This is a genomic window from Nocardia seriolae NBRC 15557 (assembly GCF_007990715.1).
Taxonomy (GTDB): Bacteria; Actinomycetota; Actinomycetes; order Mycobacteriales; family Mycobacteriaceae; genus Nocardia; species Nocardia seriolae.
On sequence record NZ_BJWY01000159.1, the window covers coordinates 1 to 14,191 of the forward strand.

At 68.4% G+C, this 14,191-nt stretch carries 14 protein-coding genes and 1 pseudogene; 5 read left to right on the top strand and 10 right to left on the bottom strand.

What is annotated here, in order from left to right; all coding sequences use genetic code 11:
* From NS2_RS38075 to pepN, 3 genes and pseudogenes are all read right to left on the bottom strand, one after another.
* Positions 1–85: pseudogene (locus tag NS2_RS38075) on the bottom strand (ATP-dependent Clp protease proteolytic subunit); the annotation flags it as partial.
* Positions 86–137: 52 nt separating this feature from the next.
* The gene (locus NS2_RS31990; RefSeq protein WP_033091052.1) at positions 138–740 is read right to left on the bottom strand and encodes a ClpP family protease; all 603 of its coding nucleotides are present in this window, start codon (positions 738–740) and stop codon (positions 138–140) included.
* A 182-nt stretch (positions 741–922) separates the two neighbouring features.
* Positions 923–3,511, bottom strand: a complete 2,589-nt coding sequence (gene pepN, locus NS2_RS31995) for an aminopeptidase N (RefSeq protein WP_033091051.1) — start codon at positions 3,509–3,511, stop codon at positions 923–925.
* 356 nt (positions 3,512–3,867) lie between these two features.
* Here pepN and NS2_RS32000 point away from each other — a divergent pair, with 356 nt between their 5' ends.
* On the top strand, positions 3,868–4,704 hold the full coding sequence (locus NS2_RS32000) for a phosphoribosylaminoimidazolesuccinocarboxamide synthase (protein ID WP_071344531.1): 837 nt from the start codon (positions 3,868–3,870) through the stop codon (positions 4,702–4,704).
* 20 nt (positions 4,705–4,724) lie between these two features.
* On the opposite strand, the gene NS2_RS36465 is transcribed toward NS2_RS32000, so the two are convergent.
* Positions 4,725–5,003 (bottom strand): hypothetical protein, encoded by a 279-nt coding sequence (locus NS2_RS36465; RefSeq protein WP_228102659.1) that lies wholly within the window; start codon positions 5,001–5,003, stop codon positions 4,725–4,727.
* A gap of 268 nt (positions 5,004–5,271) precedes the next feature.
* Between NS2_RS36465 and NS2_RS32010 the strand changes: the two genes are divergently transcribed.
* A complete protein-coding gene (locus NS2_RS32010) occupies positions 5,272–6,249 on the top strand; it encodes an AraC family transcriptional regulator (protein ID WP_033091055.1) in 978 nt (325 codons plus the stop codon).
* Here NS2_RS32010 and NS2_RS32015 read toward each other — a convergent pair.
* The 3 genes from NS2_RS32015 to NS2_RS32025 all read right to left on the bottom strand — a co-directional run bounded on the left by NS2_RS32015 (position 6,197) and on the right by NS2_RS32025 (position 9,259).
* A complete protein-coding gene (locus tag NS2_RS32015) occupies positions 6,197–7,513 on the bottom strand; it encodes an RNA polymerase sigma factor (RefSeq protein ID WP_063897735.1) in 1,317 nt (438 codons plus the stop codon). The genes NS2_RS32010 and NS2_RS32015 overlap by 53 nt on opposite strands.
* A 42-nt stretch (positions 7,514–7,555) precedes the next feature.
* Positions 7,556–7,957, bottom strand: coding sequence for a YciI family protein (locus tag NS2_RS32020; RefSeq protein WP_033091049.1), 402 nt, complete (start codon positions 7,955–7,957; stop codon positions 7,556–7,558).
* Between the two features lie 105 nt (positions 7,958–8,062).
* Positions 8,063–9,259 (bottom strand): NAD(P)/FAD-dependent oxidoreductase, encoded by a 1,197-nt coding sequence (locus NS2_RS32025; protein ID WP_033091048.1) that lies wholly within the window; start codon positions 9,257–9,259, stop codon positions 8,063–8,065.
* A 159-nt stretch (positions 9,260–9,418) separates the two neighbouring features.
* On the opposite strand from NS2_RS32025, the gene NS2_RS32030 reads away from it, so the two are divergent.
* On the top strand, positions 9,419–10,066 hold the full coding sequence (locus NS2_RS32030) for a mycothiol-dependent nitroreductase Rv2466c family protein (protein ID WP_033091047.1): 648 nt from the start codon (positions 9,419–9,421) through the stop codon (positions 10,064–10,066).
* Between the two features lie 94 nt (positions 10,067–10,160).
* Here NS2_RS32030 and NS2_RS32035 read toward each other — a convergent pair whose 3' ends face one another.
* Positions 10,161–11,282, bottom strand: coding sequence for a M48 family metallopeptidase (locus NS2_RS32035; RefSeq protein WP_045439889.1), 1,122 nt, complete (start codon positions 11,280–11,282; stop codon positions 10,161–10,163).
* 111 nt (positions 11,283–11,393) lie between these two features.
* On the opposite strand from NS2_RS32035, the gene NS2_RS32040 reads away from it, so the two are divergent.
* Together NS2_RS32040 and NS2_RS32045 are read left to right on the top strand one after the other, a co-directional pair.
* Complete coding sequence (locus NS2_RS32040) at positions 11,394–11,864, top strand: ribose-5-phosphate isomerase (protein WP_033091046.1); 471 nt, start codon at positions 11,394–11,396, stop codon at positions 11,862–11,864.
* Positions 11,865–11,888: 24 nt separating this feature from the next.
* On the top strand, positions 11,889–12,701 hold the full coding sequence (locus NS2_RS32045; RefSeq protein WP_033091045.1) for an Fpg/Nei family DNA glycosylase: 813 nt from the start codon (positions 11,889–11,891) through the stop codon (positions 12,699–12,701).
* 166 nt (positions 12,702–12,867) lie between these two features.
* On the opposite strand, the gene NS2_RS32050 is transcribed toward NS2_RS32045, so the two are convergent.
* Both NS2_RS32050 and NS2_RS32055 read right to left on the bottom strand, forming a co-directional pair.
* Entirely contained in the window at positions 12,868–13,218 is a 351-nt protein-coding gene (locus NS2_RS32050; protein WP_033091044.1) for a hypothetical protein, read from the bottom strand.
* Positions 13,219–13,963: 745 nt separating this feature from the next.
* Positions 13,964–14,167 carry a cold-shock protein gene (locus NS2_RS32055; protein ID WP_033091043.1) on the bottom strand — a complete coding sequence of 68 codons (204 nt, stop codon included), beginning with the start codon at positions 14,165–14,167 and terminating at the stop codon, positions 13,964–13,966.
* Between the last annotated feature and the right edge of the window lie 24 nt (positions 14,168–14,191).

Consider the following 14,191-nt stretch of genomic DNA (forward strand, 5'->3'; position numbering starts at 1 on the left):
GTATTAGCAGATGCGAGTAGACGTCCATGATGCGTTCGCCGCGCGGGTCGCGGGCGATGACATTCGGGATGGTGTAGCTGGTCATGCCGTGCCTCCTGGAAATGAGCCGGGGCCCAAGGGATTGCGCCGTGTCGATGTCATGCCGACATGCCCAGTCGCTGGCGTTCGGGGATGACCTGGTTGAACGACTCCACGATGTGGTCGATGAAGCCGTAGTCGCGGGCCTGGGTGGCGGTGAACCAGCGGTCGTGCAGGGAGTCCTCGAAGACTTGGTCGTAGGGCTGGCCGGTGTCGGCGGCGATCAGGCCGAGCACGGTCTGGACGGTGTAGCGCAGGTCGTCGGCCTGCACCTCGACCTCGACGGCGCTGCCGCCGATGCCGGCCGAGCCCTGATGCATGAGCACCCGGGCGTGCGGCAGGGCGAAGCGGCGGCCCGGCGTGCCCGCCGACAACAGGAATTGCCCCGCGCTGCAAGCCAATCCGAGCGCGAGGGTGGATACCTCGCACGGCACCAGGCGCATGACGTCGCGGATGGCGAGCATGGCGGGCACCGACCCGCCGGGGGAGTGGATCCACAGTGAGATCCCCGCGTCCGGATCTTCGGCCGCCAGGGTCAGCAGCTGGGTCATGAGCAGCGCGCCGTTGTCGTCGTCCAGCACACCGTCCAGCACCAGCACCCGCCGGGCGAAGAGCTGCTCGCGGGTCCGCCAATTGAACATCGGAGTCTTGTTCTCTGCCATGCCTTCACGGTGCCGCGGCCGACCGGTGAAAGTCTCGCCACGCTGCTGTGAGCAGATCCGCCCATGGCAGCACGGAACCGAACCGCGTCCTGTCGAGGCTGCTTCGGGCAGCCGGCGGCCCCTCCCGAAAGACTCGGGAGGGGCTGCCGTTGTTATCGAAAGATGTTGCCGGGCAGGGCTTTCTAGCCGCGGTCGAAGGCGCGGGCGCGCAGGGAGCGCTCGATCCCGGCCTTGCCCTCGACTACCAGGCGGCGCAGGGCCGGCGGGTGGTCGTCGGCGAGGAACTTGTCGGCGACGGCGACGGCTTCCTCCGTGACGGCCCAGCGCGGGTAGAGGCCGACCACCACGGTCTGGGCGACCTCGCTGGAGCGGCGCTCCCACACGCCGGGGATCTCGGCGAAGTAGCGCTGGACGAACGGGGTGAGCAGGGCGGCCTGGCCCGCCGGGGCGAAGCCGGCGACGATGGCGCGGGCGGTGATGTTGGCGACCGAGTCGCCCATGACGGTGTCCCAGGCCGATTCCTTGACCGCCGCCTGCGGGCGCGCGGTGGCGGCCGCGGCGGCCTGGCGGCGGCCCGCGGCGGTGTCGTCGCGCGCCAATTCCTCGTCGATGAGCGGGGTTTCGATGCCGGAGGAGTCGATGGCCCCGGCCGCGGCGAGCGCCTGGGTGAGGCGCCAGCGCAGGTCGGTGTCCACGGTCAGGCCCGGCAGGCCGACGCCCTGCGGGTCGCCCGCGAGCAGCTGCCGCAGCACCTGCACGTGCTGGGGCGAGAGCAGCGAACCGGTGAGCGCGTTGACGAACGCCAGCTGGTGGTCCGAGCCCGCACCGGCGGCGCGCGCCAGCTCGAGCAGCCGGTCGGCGTAGGCGGGCCAGCCCTCGGCGCGCGCCCACTCCGGGTCGGCGTAGGAGCCGAGAGCGGTGGTGGCCTGCATGAGAAGCCTTTGCACGACACCGATCTCGGTTTCCGCGCCGACGCCGCGCTGCACCAGCGCAATGAAGTCGCGGGCCTTCATCTCGGCCTGGCGGGTCATCTCCCAAGCGGCCGACCAGGCCAGGGTGCGGGGCAGCGGCTCGGCGATATCGGCGATGCGCGCCACCACGGTGTCGAGCGAGTCGGCGTCGAGGCGGACCGAGCAGTAGGTGAGGTCGTCGTCATTGACCAGCACCAGCTTGCCGCGGCCGACGCCGATCAGCTCGGACACCTCGGTGCGCTCGGCCGGGTCGATATCGAGCTCGACGCGCTTGGTGCGCACCAGCTTTCCGTCCTGGTCGTCGTAGACGCCGATGGCCAGCCGGTGCACGCGGCGCTCACCGGCGCCGGGCTCCGCGCCCTCCTGTACCACCGCGAAGGAGGCGAAGTTGCCGTCCGCGTCCACGGTGAAGTCCGGGCGCAGAATGTTCAGGCCGGTGGTCTTGAGCCACTGCGCGCCCCAGTCGGACAGGTCGCGGCCGGACGCCTTCTCCAGCGCGCCCACCAGATCGTCGAAAGTGGCATTGCCGAAGGCGTGTTCGGTGAAGTAGTCGCGCAGACCGGCCAGGAACGGCTCCTGACCGACGTAGGCCACCAGCTGCTTGAGCACGGAAGCGCCCTTGGCGTAGGTGATCCCGTCGAAGTTCACCTCGACCGCGGCCAGGTCCGGGATGTCGGCGGCGATCGGGTGGGTCGAGGGCAGCTGGTCCTGCCGGTAGGCCCAGGACTTCTCGACATTGGCGAAAGTGGTCCAGGCATTGGTGTATTCGGTCGCGCCGACCTGGCACAGCACCGAGGCGAAGGTCGCGAAGGACTCGTTCAGCCACAGGTCGTCCCACCACTTCATGGTGACCAGGTCGCCGAACCACATGTGCGCCATCTCGTGCAGCACGGTCTCGCAGCGACGCTCGTAGGAGGCGCGAGTGACCTTGGAACGGAAGACGTAATCCTCGAGGAAAGTGACCGCGCCCGCGTTCTCCATTGCGCCCGCGTTGAATTCGGGCACGAACAGCTGGTCGTACTTGCCGAAGGCATACGGCACACCGAAATTGGTGTGGTAGAAGCCGAAGCCCTGCTTGGTCTCGGTGAAAAGCCGTTCGGCGTCCATGAATTCGGCCAGCGAGGCGCGGCAGTAGATGCCGAGCGGGATCTCGCCGTGCGCGTCGCTGAAGGTGTCGGTCCACTTGGCGTATGGACCGGCGATCAGGGCCACCAGGTAGGTGCTCATGCGCGGGGTGGTGGCGAAGGTGTGGCGGACCACGGTGCCGATGGTGTGGGTGTCGGTGACCGCGCCGTTGGAGATGACCTCCCAGTCCTGCGGCGCGGTGACGATCACGTCGTAGGTGGCCTTGAGGTCGGGCTGGTCGAAGCAGGCGAACATGCGCTTGCAGTCGGCGGTTTCGAACTGCGAGTAGAGGTAGACCTTGTTGTCGGTCGGGTCGACGAAGCGGTGCAGGCCCTCACCGGTGTTGGAGTACTCGCCGTCGGCCTCGATGACGAGCTCGTTGCTCGCGGCCAGGTTCGGCAGGGTCAGGCCCTGCTCCTCGTCGTAGCCGCTCACGTCCAGGGCGACGCCGTTGAGGACGGCCGAGCGCAGGCCCGCGCCCACGAAGTCGATGAAGGTCTGCGCACCCGGGGTCGCGGTGAAGGTCACCGTGGACTTGGAGTGGAAGGTCTCACTGCGCGGCGCTTCGGCATTGGTGGGCTGGCCGGTCAGATCCAGTTCGACCCGATAGTTCTCCACCTGGACCGTCGCGGCGCGTTCGATCGCCTGCTCGCGGGTGAGATTCGGTGCGGACAAGGGGGCTCCTTAGCTCTCGGAGAACTTCGCCGTGCAGGTGCACCCGGCTCGCTGGGCGGCGCTGCCCAGGGCTCGGTGCGGGACGCTCGATCGTTCCGAACGTCCAGTGATGCGCCCGCGTGAGGCATCGAGCGGACCGAACAATTCTCCACTCGCGACCCGGCGCGGACACGACGTTCCCCACAATGCCACGTCCCGCCGAGTCGGCGCGCGGGCCCGCGCGGGCCGTCGTTCCAGGTCGCGCGCGATCGGGCGTCCGACCGGGCGTCGCGGTGGACACCGCCCGTCGGTAAGGAGCGGCACCGCCCGTCGGTAAGCTCTGCGGCGGCAGCAATCGCTCGGCACGAGGAGGACCGTTGAAGCACATCCACGCCGGTAAGGTGCGCGACCTGTACGAGGACGGCGATTCGCTGATCCTGGTCGCATCCGATCGGGTGTCGGTGTACGACGTGGTGCTGCCGACCCCGATCCCGGACAAGGGCGCGCTGCTCACCCAGCTGTCGAACTGGTGGTTCGGGTTCTTCTCCGATGTGCCCAACCACATTCTGTCCACCACCGACGTGCCCGCCGAGTTCGCCGGGCGCGGGGTGCGGGTCAAGCCGCTGAAGATGGTGAAGGTGGAGTGCATCGCGCGTGGCTACCTGACCGGCGGCGGCCTGGCCGAATACCAGCGCTCCGGCACCGTGTCCGGCATCGCGCTGCCGCCCGGCCTGCGCGACGGCGACAAGCTGCCCGAGCCCATCTTCACCCCCACCACCAAGGCCGACGAAGGCCATGACGAGCCCATCAGTTTCGAGGACGTGGTGAACCAGGAGGGCAAGGAGGTCGCCGAGAAGCTGCGCGATCTGACCCTGGAGATCTACTCGCGCGGCGCGGATCACGCCGCCGCCCACGGTGTCATCATCGCCGACACGAAGATCGAACTCGGTTGGGACGGTGACGTTCTCACCGTCGGCGACGAGGTGCTGACCTCGGACTCCTCGCGCTTCTGGCCCGCCGACGACTACGAGCCCGGCCGCCCGCAGAAGTCCTTCGACAAGCAGTTCGTGCGCGACTGGTCCACCTCGACCGGCTGGAACAAGGAGTACCCGGGCCCCGAGATCCCGGCCGAGGTGATCGAGGTGACCCGGCAGAAGTACATCGCCGCCTACGAGCTCATCACCGGCAACACCTGGAACGGCGTCCAGGCCTAGACCGGTACCACCTCGGCGGCTCAGATCCGGGCCGGAACCGCTTCGGCGGCAAGGAATTCCGCGACGAACCCGTCGGCCCGGCGCTCCAGATCGGCGTACTGGGCCGCGCGTTCCGCGCCGAAGGTGGCCGCGTCGATGAGTAGCTGCCCGTCCGCGTCCACGCGCTGACGGCGCTCCTCCGCGTCGGGCAGCAGGCCGACGGCCGAATGCGAGAAGCCGCAGTAGTAGGCGATTCCCATATTGAGCTGGCCCTCGCGGGTCTGCTGCATGAAGTCCACGACGACGTCCCCGGCGGCCACCCCGGCCACAGCATGCGCTTGCCCGCGAGGCGAGGCTTGCTGCGGCCGTAGGCGAATCCGTAGTTCCACACCCGATCGATCCAGCCCTCGAGCAGGGCCGGTTGGGGCGGCGGCTGAGGTCGGTGTGATGGCGGAGATTGTGGTGATGGCCGATGTTGGGGCTATGACGTTGTGCGACAAAGGGGTTCCTCCTGGATCGAATCGTTTGGTGTGGACGATCCATTGGTGAAAAGCTCCGGCAGATAGGAATTCGTCTACGTTGGCGGTGGTGGACCCCCTGAGCAAACTGCTGAGCGGTATCCGGGCCGAAGGTTCGGTGCTCACGCACGCCGTCCTGCCCGCGCCCTGGACCATCCGCTTCGCCGACCGCGCCCCGCTGACCATGATCACCGTCCTGCGCGGCGGCGGCACCCTGCTCCAGCCCGACGGCGGGCAGCGGGTGCTCGGCGTCGGCGATACCGCGCTGGTGCGCGGACCGGATGAATTCCGGCTCGTGTCAATCGATTCCGGCGGCGACATCCCGGAACACCTTGGGAACCCCGCCGCAGGGCCCTCCGGCGCTCCGCCCGCCCGGCCTGCGGAATACGAAATCTCCTGCTGCACCACAGATTCCGATTGCGAAGTCGAGGAGCTGAACGGAATCAACTGGGGCAGTGCGGCGGACGCCACCGCCCTGCTGGTCGGCGTGTATCGCACGTCCTCGCGCCGCCACGACCGCCTCCTGCGCGCCCTCCCACCGGTGCTGGTGGTCTACGACGACATGGACACCTGCGCCTGGTTCGAGTCGGCCGCCGCCGCTGCCGTGCAGCAAAGCGCCGGTTCCCAGGCGATGATGGACCGCCTCCTCGATTGGAGCCTCGTCTGCACCATGCGCAGCTGGTTCGACCAGGCGGGCCCCGAAGCCCCCACCTGGTTCCGCGGCCTGTCCGACCCCGTCGTGGCCCCCGCCCTGCACGCCATCCACACCACCCCCGGCGCACCCTGGACGGTAGCCACCCTCGCCGCCGAATCCCAAGTCTCCCGAGCCCTTTTCGCCAAACGCTTCACCGCCATCATGGGCCAACCACCCCTGACCTACCTCACCATCACCCGCATGGACGAGGCCGAAGAACTCCTCACCGAAACCGACCTGACCATCGCCCAATTATCCAAATCCGTCGGCTACGCAGCCCCTTTCGGCTTCTCCGCCGCCTTCAAACGCCACCGAGGCGTAAGCCCCACCACCTTCCGCACCTCCGCCGCCTGACCAAGATTCGCCGAGTGGCACAAAGTTCGGGGAGGCTGGTGGTTTGGCGGGCGGCGGTGGTGTAGGCGGTGATGGCTTCTTCTGGGTCGCCTGCCATTTCGTGGAGGTGGGCGCGGACGGATTCCAGGCGGTGGTTGCCGGATAGGGAGTCGCGGAGGGTGTCGGTGAGGTCGAGGCCTGCTTGGGGGCCGTGCACCATGGCCAGGGCTACGGCGCGGTTGAGGGTGACCATGGGGTTGGGGGAGTGGCGTTCCAGGGCGTTGTAGAGCAGCAGGATTCGGGGCCAGTCGGTGTTTTCGGGGCGTAGGGCCTGGGCGTGGAGGGCGGCTATGGCGGCCTGGATCTGGTATTGGCCGATCAGGCCGCTGTGGACCGCGGCGGTTGCCAGGCGCACGCCCTCGATGATCAGGTCGCGGTCCCAGAGGGAGCGGTCCTGCTCTTCGAGGGGGATCAGCTCGCCGTGGCTGCCGGTGCGGGCGGCGCGGCGTGCGTCGGTGAGCAGTAGCAGGGCCAGTAGGCCGGTGACCTCGGGGTTGTCGGGTAGGGCGCGAAAGAGGGCGCGTGTCAGGCGAATTGCCTCGCTCGCCAGATCGCCGCGGTGTAGTCGTTCGCCGCCGCTGGTGTGGCCCTCGGTGTAGATCAGGTAGAGCACCCGGAGCACACTGTCGAGGCGGTCGTTCCATTCTCCCCGTTGGCCATTGGGCTCCGTCGGCAGCGCGAAGGGCCGGGACTCCTCGGCGAGGCGCTTCTTGGCGCGTGTAATCCGTTGCGCCATGGTTCGTTCCGGCAGTAGGAAGGCCCGTGCGATCTCCTCGGTGGTGAGCCCGCCGACCGCGCGCAGGGTCAGTGCGATCGCGCTCGCGGGCGACAGCACCGGATGGCAGCACAGGAAGAACAGCGTCAGCGTGTCGTCCCGGTCCGGACCCGGCGCGACGGAGTCGCGCCCGGCGATGATCGCGTCCGCGGGATCGGGCGTCGCGCCACCCAGGCGCTCGGGATCGCGGATCGCGTTGGCGGTCTCGCGGTTCCGGCGCGATGATTCCGCCCGGATGGCGTCGATCATCCGGCGCTGGCCGACCGAGATGAGCCAGCCGCGCGGGTTGTCGGGCAGGCCGTCGGTCGGCCAGTGGGTGGCGGCGGCGAGCAGGGCCTCCTGGAGGGCGTCCTCGGCGGCGTCGAAGTCGCCGTAGCGGCGCACCAGCGCGCCGAGGACCTGCGGCGCGAGGTCGCGCAGCAGGTCTTCGAGTGCGGTGTCGGACATCATCGGAGATCGGTGCCGGACATCATCGGTGATCGGGGCCGGGTATCACAGGTCGGCGGGCGGGGCGCTCATGATCGGGCGGACCTCGATGTACTCGCCGATCGGCTTGCCGCCGGGACCGGGTGCGGCCGAGGCCTGGGCGGCGATCTCGACGGCGCGCTCGGGGGAGTCGACGTCGATGATCCAGTAGCCGGCCAGGAATTCCTTGGTCTCGGGGAAGGGGCCGTCGGTGACCACCGGCGCGGAGCGGCCGTCGGACATGATGATTCGCGCCTGGCCGGGATCGGCGAGGCCCTGGGCGTCGACGAGCTCGCCCGACTTGGCCAGCTCCTCGCCGAGGGCGCGCTGGAAGTCGATGTGCGCCTGGATCTCCTCGGGCTCCCACTCGCCGATGAAAGTGTCGCAGTAGGCGGCCGGGCTGTAGGTCTTGATCAGCATGTACTTCATGGTCGGCTCCTTCGTTCGGTGCGCCCCGATGGACGCTCTCGGACACAGGTCGGAGCCGTGCACGCCATTTCGACGTACCTTCCACTCCGTCTCGTGTGACGGTGGTCATAGGGTGTCGGGGTCCACGGCCTCGCCGCCGAGGATCAGCTGCTTGATCTTGTCCGTCACATCCCACACGTTCACGTTCATTCCGGCCAGCACCCGATCGCCGGAGTCCAGCCAGTACGCCACGAACTCGTGCTTGCCGAGATCGCCGCGCACCACCACCCGCGTCTGCTGCTTGGGGCCGGCATAGCCGGTGTACTCCATCCCCAGGTCGTATTGATCGGTGAAGACGTACGGCAGCCGGTCGTACACGGCCGGTTTCCCGAGCATGGTCAGGGCCGCCACCGCGGGTTGATTGAGCGCGTTCGCCCAGTGCTCCACGCGGATTCGCTGCCCCAGCACCGGATGCTGCTGATCGGCGATGTCCCCGATCGCGACGATGTCCGGGTCGCTGGTGGCCAGGCTCTCGTCCACCAGCACGCCGCCGCCCACGGCCAGCCCGGCGTCGGCGGCCAGTTCGATATTGGGGCGTGCGCCGACGGCCACCAGGACCGCGTCCGCCTCGATACGGGTGCCGTCGTCGAGCCGCACGCCGGTGGCGCGGCCCCCGGCGACGGTGATCTCCCCGACCTTCACCCCGCAGCGCAGGTCGACGCCGTGATCGCGGTGCAATCCGGCGAACATCTCGCCCATCTCCGGTCCGAGCGCGGCCCGCAGCGGCACCGATTCGGCTTCCAGCACAGTCACTTCCAGCCCGGCGGCCCGCGCCGCGGCGGTCACCTCCAGCCCGATCCAACCGGCCCCGATGACCGCCAGCCGTTGCGCGCCGTCGAACATCTCCAGCAGAGCGTCGGAGTCCTCGATGGTCCGCAGCACGTGCACGCCCGCCGCGTCCGCGCCGGGCAGGCGTAGCAGCCGCGGCCGCGAGCCGGTGGCCAGCGCCAGCTTGTCGTAGGGCAGGGTCGTACCATCCGGCAGCGCAACGGTTTTGGTGGCCCGGTCGAGGCCGTGCACGGTGGTGCCGGGCATCACCTCGATGTGATGATCGCGATACCACTGCGCCGGATCCACGGTGAAGTCGGCCAGCGCCTTCTTGCCCAGCAGATGCTCCTTGGACAGCGGCGGCCGCTCGTAGGGCAGATGGTCCTCCGCCCCGACGAGGGTGACCGTCCCGTCGAAGTCATTGGCCCGCAGGGCCTCCGCGAGCTTGGCGGCGGCCAGACCGCCGCCCACTATCACGAACCTGGATGTGGTCATGGCGAAACCTCCCTGGGGGGACCGCCGTCCTCGAGGCCGATAGTCCGACACTAACCCCGGCCGTCCCGGGCGGAGCGGAAATATCGGCAACAATCCGGGTTGTTGCGCATGGGGTGCGGCCCGGTCTCCCGGCCGCCGAAGACTGCGAAAGGACTCCCTGTGAGCGACACCAAGAAGGACCGGGTCGATTTCTGGTTCGATCCGCTGTGCCCGTGGTGCTGGATCACCTCCCGCTGGATCCTCGAGGTCGAGCAGGTGCGCGATATCGAGACGAACTTCCACGTCATGGGCCTGTCGGTGCTCAATGAGGGCCGCGAGGGCCTGCCGCCGCAGTACGAGGAGATCATGCGGACCGGCTGGGGTCCGGTGCGCGTGGCCATCGCCGCGGCCCAGGATCACGGCGACAAGGTGCCGTCCCCGCTCTACACGGCCATGGGCACCCGCCTGCACAACCGCCGCGCCGAGTACGAACGCGAGGACGGTGCGCGCACCGAGCTGCTGGCGCAGATCATCGCCGAGTCGCTGGAGGAGGTGGGCCTGCCCGCCGAACTGGCCGAGGCGGCGCAGAGCAGCGATTTCGACGAGGCCCTGCGCGCCTCGCATCACTCCGGCATGGACAAGGTCGGCCAGGATGTCGGCACGCCGACCATCCACATCAATGACGTCGCCTTCTTCGGGCCGGTGCTCTCGCGCATCCCGCGCGGCGAGGAGGCGGGCAAGCTGTGGGACGGCGTGGTCGCGCTGGCGTCCTACCCGCACTTCTTCGAGCTCAAGCGGACTCGCACCGAGGATCCGGTCTTCGACTGAGACGCTTGGTTTTCCGGAGGTGGTCTCCGGTCGGAAACGATGATCGGGCGGGGTCCCGCGTGGACCCCGCCCGACGGCGTCGTGACCCGAGCACTCAGCTCGGCCGGTACTCCTGATAGGTGTCGCCGTATCCCGGTGGCGGGCCGCCGTATCCGACGGGCTTGGGCGGCTGGTAACCGCCGTACGGCGCGGGCATGATCGGCGCCGGTGGCGGGCTGGGCCGCCAGAACATCTTGCCGTGGCGGCTGCGGTCGCGCAGCGCCCACATGCGCCAGGTCAGCACCGGGTGGGTGGCCATGGCATTGATGATCCAGACGAAGAAGCCCTTCTCCTGGGCGGCCCGATCGGCCATCTCGCCGAAGCCGACCAGACGGTTCAGATACTTGCCCGCCGCCAGCGTGCTCATCGCCCCGGGCGCACCCTGCGGCCGGTTGCAGAAGCCGTGGTTGTCGGCGGTGTACTCCTGGGCGCGGATCAGCGAGTTCCCCAGGATCGGCACATACGAGCCCGCGAACATGCCGAGCTGCCGCCAGTAGGAGACGTGCCCGGCCGCGATGTGCCCCACTTCGTGGCCGATGATGAACGCCAGGGCGTCGGGATCGCGTGCCGCGCCGCCGATTTCGAACAGATCGCTGTAGACGACCACGAACCGCCGGAAGCCGTGGCCCGAGGCGAAGGCATTGATCTGGCCGTTGCCGGTGACCACGTAGGCATCGGGGACCTTCGCCATGCCGAAGCGGGCGGCGGCCTCCACCACCATCCGATAGCCCTCCGGGAACTGGGTGGGCGACATCTTCACGCCGTTCAGGCGCTGGGTCGCGTAGGTCATACCGCGGATCAGATAGACCACCAGCGGCGCGGACACCAGGATCAGGGTCAGCTGCCCGGCGTTTCCGGTGAGCAGGAGCAGCAGGGCGAACAGGTACGCGATGACCGTGATGATGACCACGATCACCAGCAGCGGGATCTCCCAGCTGTGCCGGGCGGGCATGCCGTACGGGGACAGGCCGCGAGTCTGCTGCACCACCGGCGGCGGGGGCGGCGAATACGGTTGCTGCGGAGCCCAACCCGGTGCGCCGAGGCGAGGGTCCCAGATATTGCCGCCATTGATCGGGATCTGGACCGGATAGCCTCCGGTGGGCGGCTGCCCCGGAAGGCCGCCGGCGGTTTGCCCCCCGTAGGCGTTCGGCGGTGATGAACTGTCGTCGGACGTCATGCCTGGATAGTACGGTTCACCGAGGTTGCCGGTTCAGCCTCGCCGTGCACCTGGTTTGCGGGTGCGAACCCCCTGCGAACCGGGCCCGAGCGCCCTGACACAATCGCAGCCATGCGCGTATACCTGGGTGCCGACCATGCCGGATTCGAACTGAAGAACCAAGTCAAAGCTCACCTGGAGGGCCAGGGCCACGAGGTCGTCGACTGCGGCGCGCTGGAATACGACGCCCTCGACGACTACCCGGCCTTCTGCATCGAGGCCGCTCGCCGTGTGGTCGCCGACCCGGGTTCGCTGGGCTTCGTGTTCGGCGGTTCGGGCAATGGCGAGCAGATCGCCGCCAACAAGGTGCCGGGCGCCCGCTGCGCCCTCGGCTGGAGCGTGGAGACCGCCCAGCTCGCCCGCCAGCACAACAATGCCCAGCTGCTCGGCATCGGCGGCCGCATGCACACCGGCGAGGAAGCCCTCGCCATCGTCGACGCCTTCATGACCACCCCGTGGTCGGACGAGGAGCGCCACCAGCGCCGCATCGACATCCTCGCCGAGTACGAGAAGACCGGCGTCCCCCCGGCCCTCCCCAACTGACCTGTGCCGGAAGGTAACTGACCGGTGCCGGAAGGCCATACGCTGCACCGCCTGGCGAAGCTGCACCGAAAGCGCTTCGCGGGCGGGCAGGTTCGCGTCACCAGCCCGCAGGGCCGCTTCGCCGACGGCGCGGCCCTGATCGACGGCCGGGTCCTGACCCGCGCCGAAGCCTGGGGCAAACACCTGCTGCACCACTACGATTCGGGCGTCACGGTACACATCCACCTGGGCCTGTACGGCAAGTTCTACGACTCCGCCGTCCCCATGGCCGCCCCCGTCGGCGAGGTCCGCATGCGTCTGATCGGCGCCGGCAGCTCCGGCGAGCCCACCGGCACCGACCTGCGCGGCCCCAACGCCTGCGAAATCCTCACCCCACCCGAGGTCGACGTCCTCACCGCCCGCCTCGGCCCCGACCCCCTGCGCCGCGACGCCGACCCCGACCGCGCCTGGTCCCGCATCCACCGCTCCCGCCGCACCATCGGCGCAATGCTCATGGACCAGAAGGTCATCGCCGGGGTCGGAAACGTATATCGAGCCGAAGTTCTCTTCCGCCAAGGCATCTCGCCCGACCGCCCCGGTGCCGAACTCTCTTACGAAGAATGGCAAGCGATCTGGGCCGACCTGGTCGATCTCATGAAGGTCGGCGTCCGCCACGGTAGGATCGTCGTCGTCCGCCCCGAGGATGATCACGGCGCACCGGCCTACGCCAAGGACAAGCCGCGCACCTACGTCTACCGCCGAGTCGGCGACCCCTGCCGCCTATGCGGTACCACGGTTCTGCACTCGGTTCTGGATGCCCGAAACCTGTTCTGGTGCCCGACCTGCCAGCCCCATTGAGCACCGATCAGGGCGGGGTCGGCTTCTTTCACCATGTGACGAAGCTCCGGCTGGTCAGCGCCCCAGCCGGGGTCGTCGTCGACCTGAGTGTCCGGGCGCGGAATCTCGCCCCGAGATAACCGGACCCGCCTCTCCGATCGGGCGTGTTTCGGGCTAGTGCGGGACTTCAACGGGGTGAGCGGATGGCGAGGGGGCCATGACGCTCGGGCGAGGACATCAGCCAGTTGCCGGTGATGGCGAGCATCGCGGTGTTCGCGCTACGTAGGTCGGTCTCCAGTCGCGCGATCAGATCCCGTAGGTCGATGCTGGCCGAACCCACCTGTAGCAGTGTGGATTTGGTGTCCTCGACGACGCCGCGGATCCGGTCCAGGCGCTGCAGTACATCCAGCAGGTTGCGTACGACATCGTCACCGAGGGTCAGAAACGCTGCGACCCCGGCGTCGTCGTCGGTGAGCTCGCCGGCGTTGTCGTTCCACGCCGCCTGCCGGTTGCCTGTCGCTTCATCGTGGGTGCTCATCGACCGCACCTGGTCCGGTCCGGGGTTGTTCGATCATGAAAACCTTTGTGGAGCAGCGTCATCGAGGCGCTCCTGTCTGGCCATCGACCGGCCGGGTAAGAGGTGAGGACACCGCCGGGACGGCGATGTACGAGCGGTCACCATCGGTTCACGCTATACCCATCGAGCCCGGCTGACACTGTTACCCGGTACGGCGAACTTCGTCCATGACCGACATGCGTCCGACGATTGCGCCTATCGTTGACTGAGGGGGGTTCCACCGCTGCCGAGCCTGTCCATTCCCTACGGACCTCTTCCTCAGTGGGTGTAGCGAAAGGCGGGTCCCGCAGTGCGCCGAAACTGGCACAGCACCGACGCTGTGATCGTGAGCGTGGCAGCCGCTGCCACAGCGGTCGTCGGACTGGATTGGGCACACGCGGTCATCCCTCTGCCCAGTATCGACTCACCGAACATGCACGCCTGGAACGGACGTCAGCACGCCACAACCGACCGGCCACGCCGCACAGTCGTCACTCCGAGTGGCCGGTTCCCCAATGAGCTCGACCGGCTACCGCACCCGCAAATCTGTGTTCCCCCAAGCGAATTCGCCACCTTCACGGCACTGCTCGGCAACCGGCGGTAGCACTCGTGCACGCCCATCGAAGAGCCGGATCCCGCCCCGATCGGGTCCGGATACGGACCGACCGATGAAAGGAGCTTCGCACCGACCTCGGTGCGAAGCTCTCTACGAGTCGATCGCGCGGAATCAGATGGCGCGGACGTCCGTGGCCTGGGGGCCCTTCTGGCCCTGCTCCACCGAGAACTCGACGCGCTGACCTTCGTCGAGGGATTTGTAACCCGCGCCGCTCAGCGCCGAGAAGTGCACGAAGACGTCCGGACCGCCGCCGTCCTGGGCGATGAAGCCGAAGCCTTTTTCAGCGTTGAACCATTTCACACTGCCTTGAGCCATGTTTTGAACAACTTCTTTTCTGTC

Excerpts from the sequence above, each read along its gene's own strand:
- NS2_RS31990 (WP_033091052.1), bottom strand. The coding sequence starts at position 740 with ATGGCAGAGAACAAGACTCCGATGTTCAATTGGCGGACCCGCGAGCAG.
- NS2_RS32040 (WP_033091046.1), top strand. The coding sequence starts at position 11,394 with ATGCGCGTATACCTGGGTGCCGACCATGCCGGATTCGAACTGAAGAAC.
- NS2_RS32025 (WP_033091048.1), bottom strand. The coding sequence starts at position 9,259 with ATGACCACATCCAGGTTCGTGATAGTGGGCGGCGGTCTGGCCGCCGCC.
- NS2_RS32015 (WP_063897735.1), bottom strand. The coding sequence starts at position 7,513 with ATGATGTCCGACACCGCACTCGAAGACCTGCTGCGCGACCTCGCGCCG.
- NS2_RS32035 (WP_045439889.1), bottom strand. The coding sequence starts at position 11,282 with ATGACGTCCGACGACAGTTCATCACCGCCGAACGCCTACGGGGGGCAA.
- NS2_RS32055 (WP_033091043.1), bottom strand. The coding sequence starts at position 14,167 with ATGGCTCAAGGCAGTGTGAAATGGTTCAACGCTGAAAAAGGCTTCGGC.
- NS2_RS32050 (WP_033091044.1), bottom strand. The coding sequence starts at position 13,218 with ATGAGCACCCACGATGAAGCGACAGGCAACCGGCAGGCGGCGTGGAAC.
- NS2_RS32020 (WP_033091049.1), bottom strand. The coding sequence starts at position 7,957 with ATGAAGTACATGCTGATCAAGACCTACAGCCCGGCCGCCTACTGCGAC.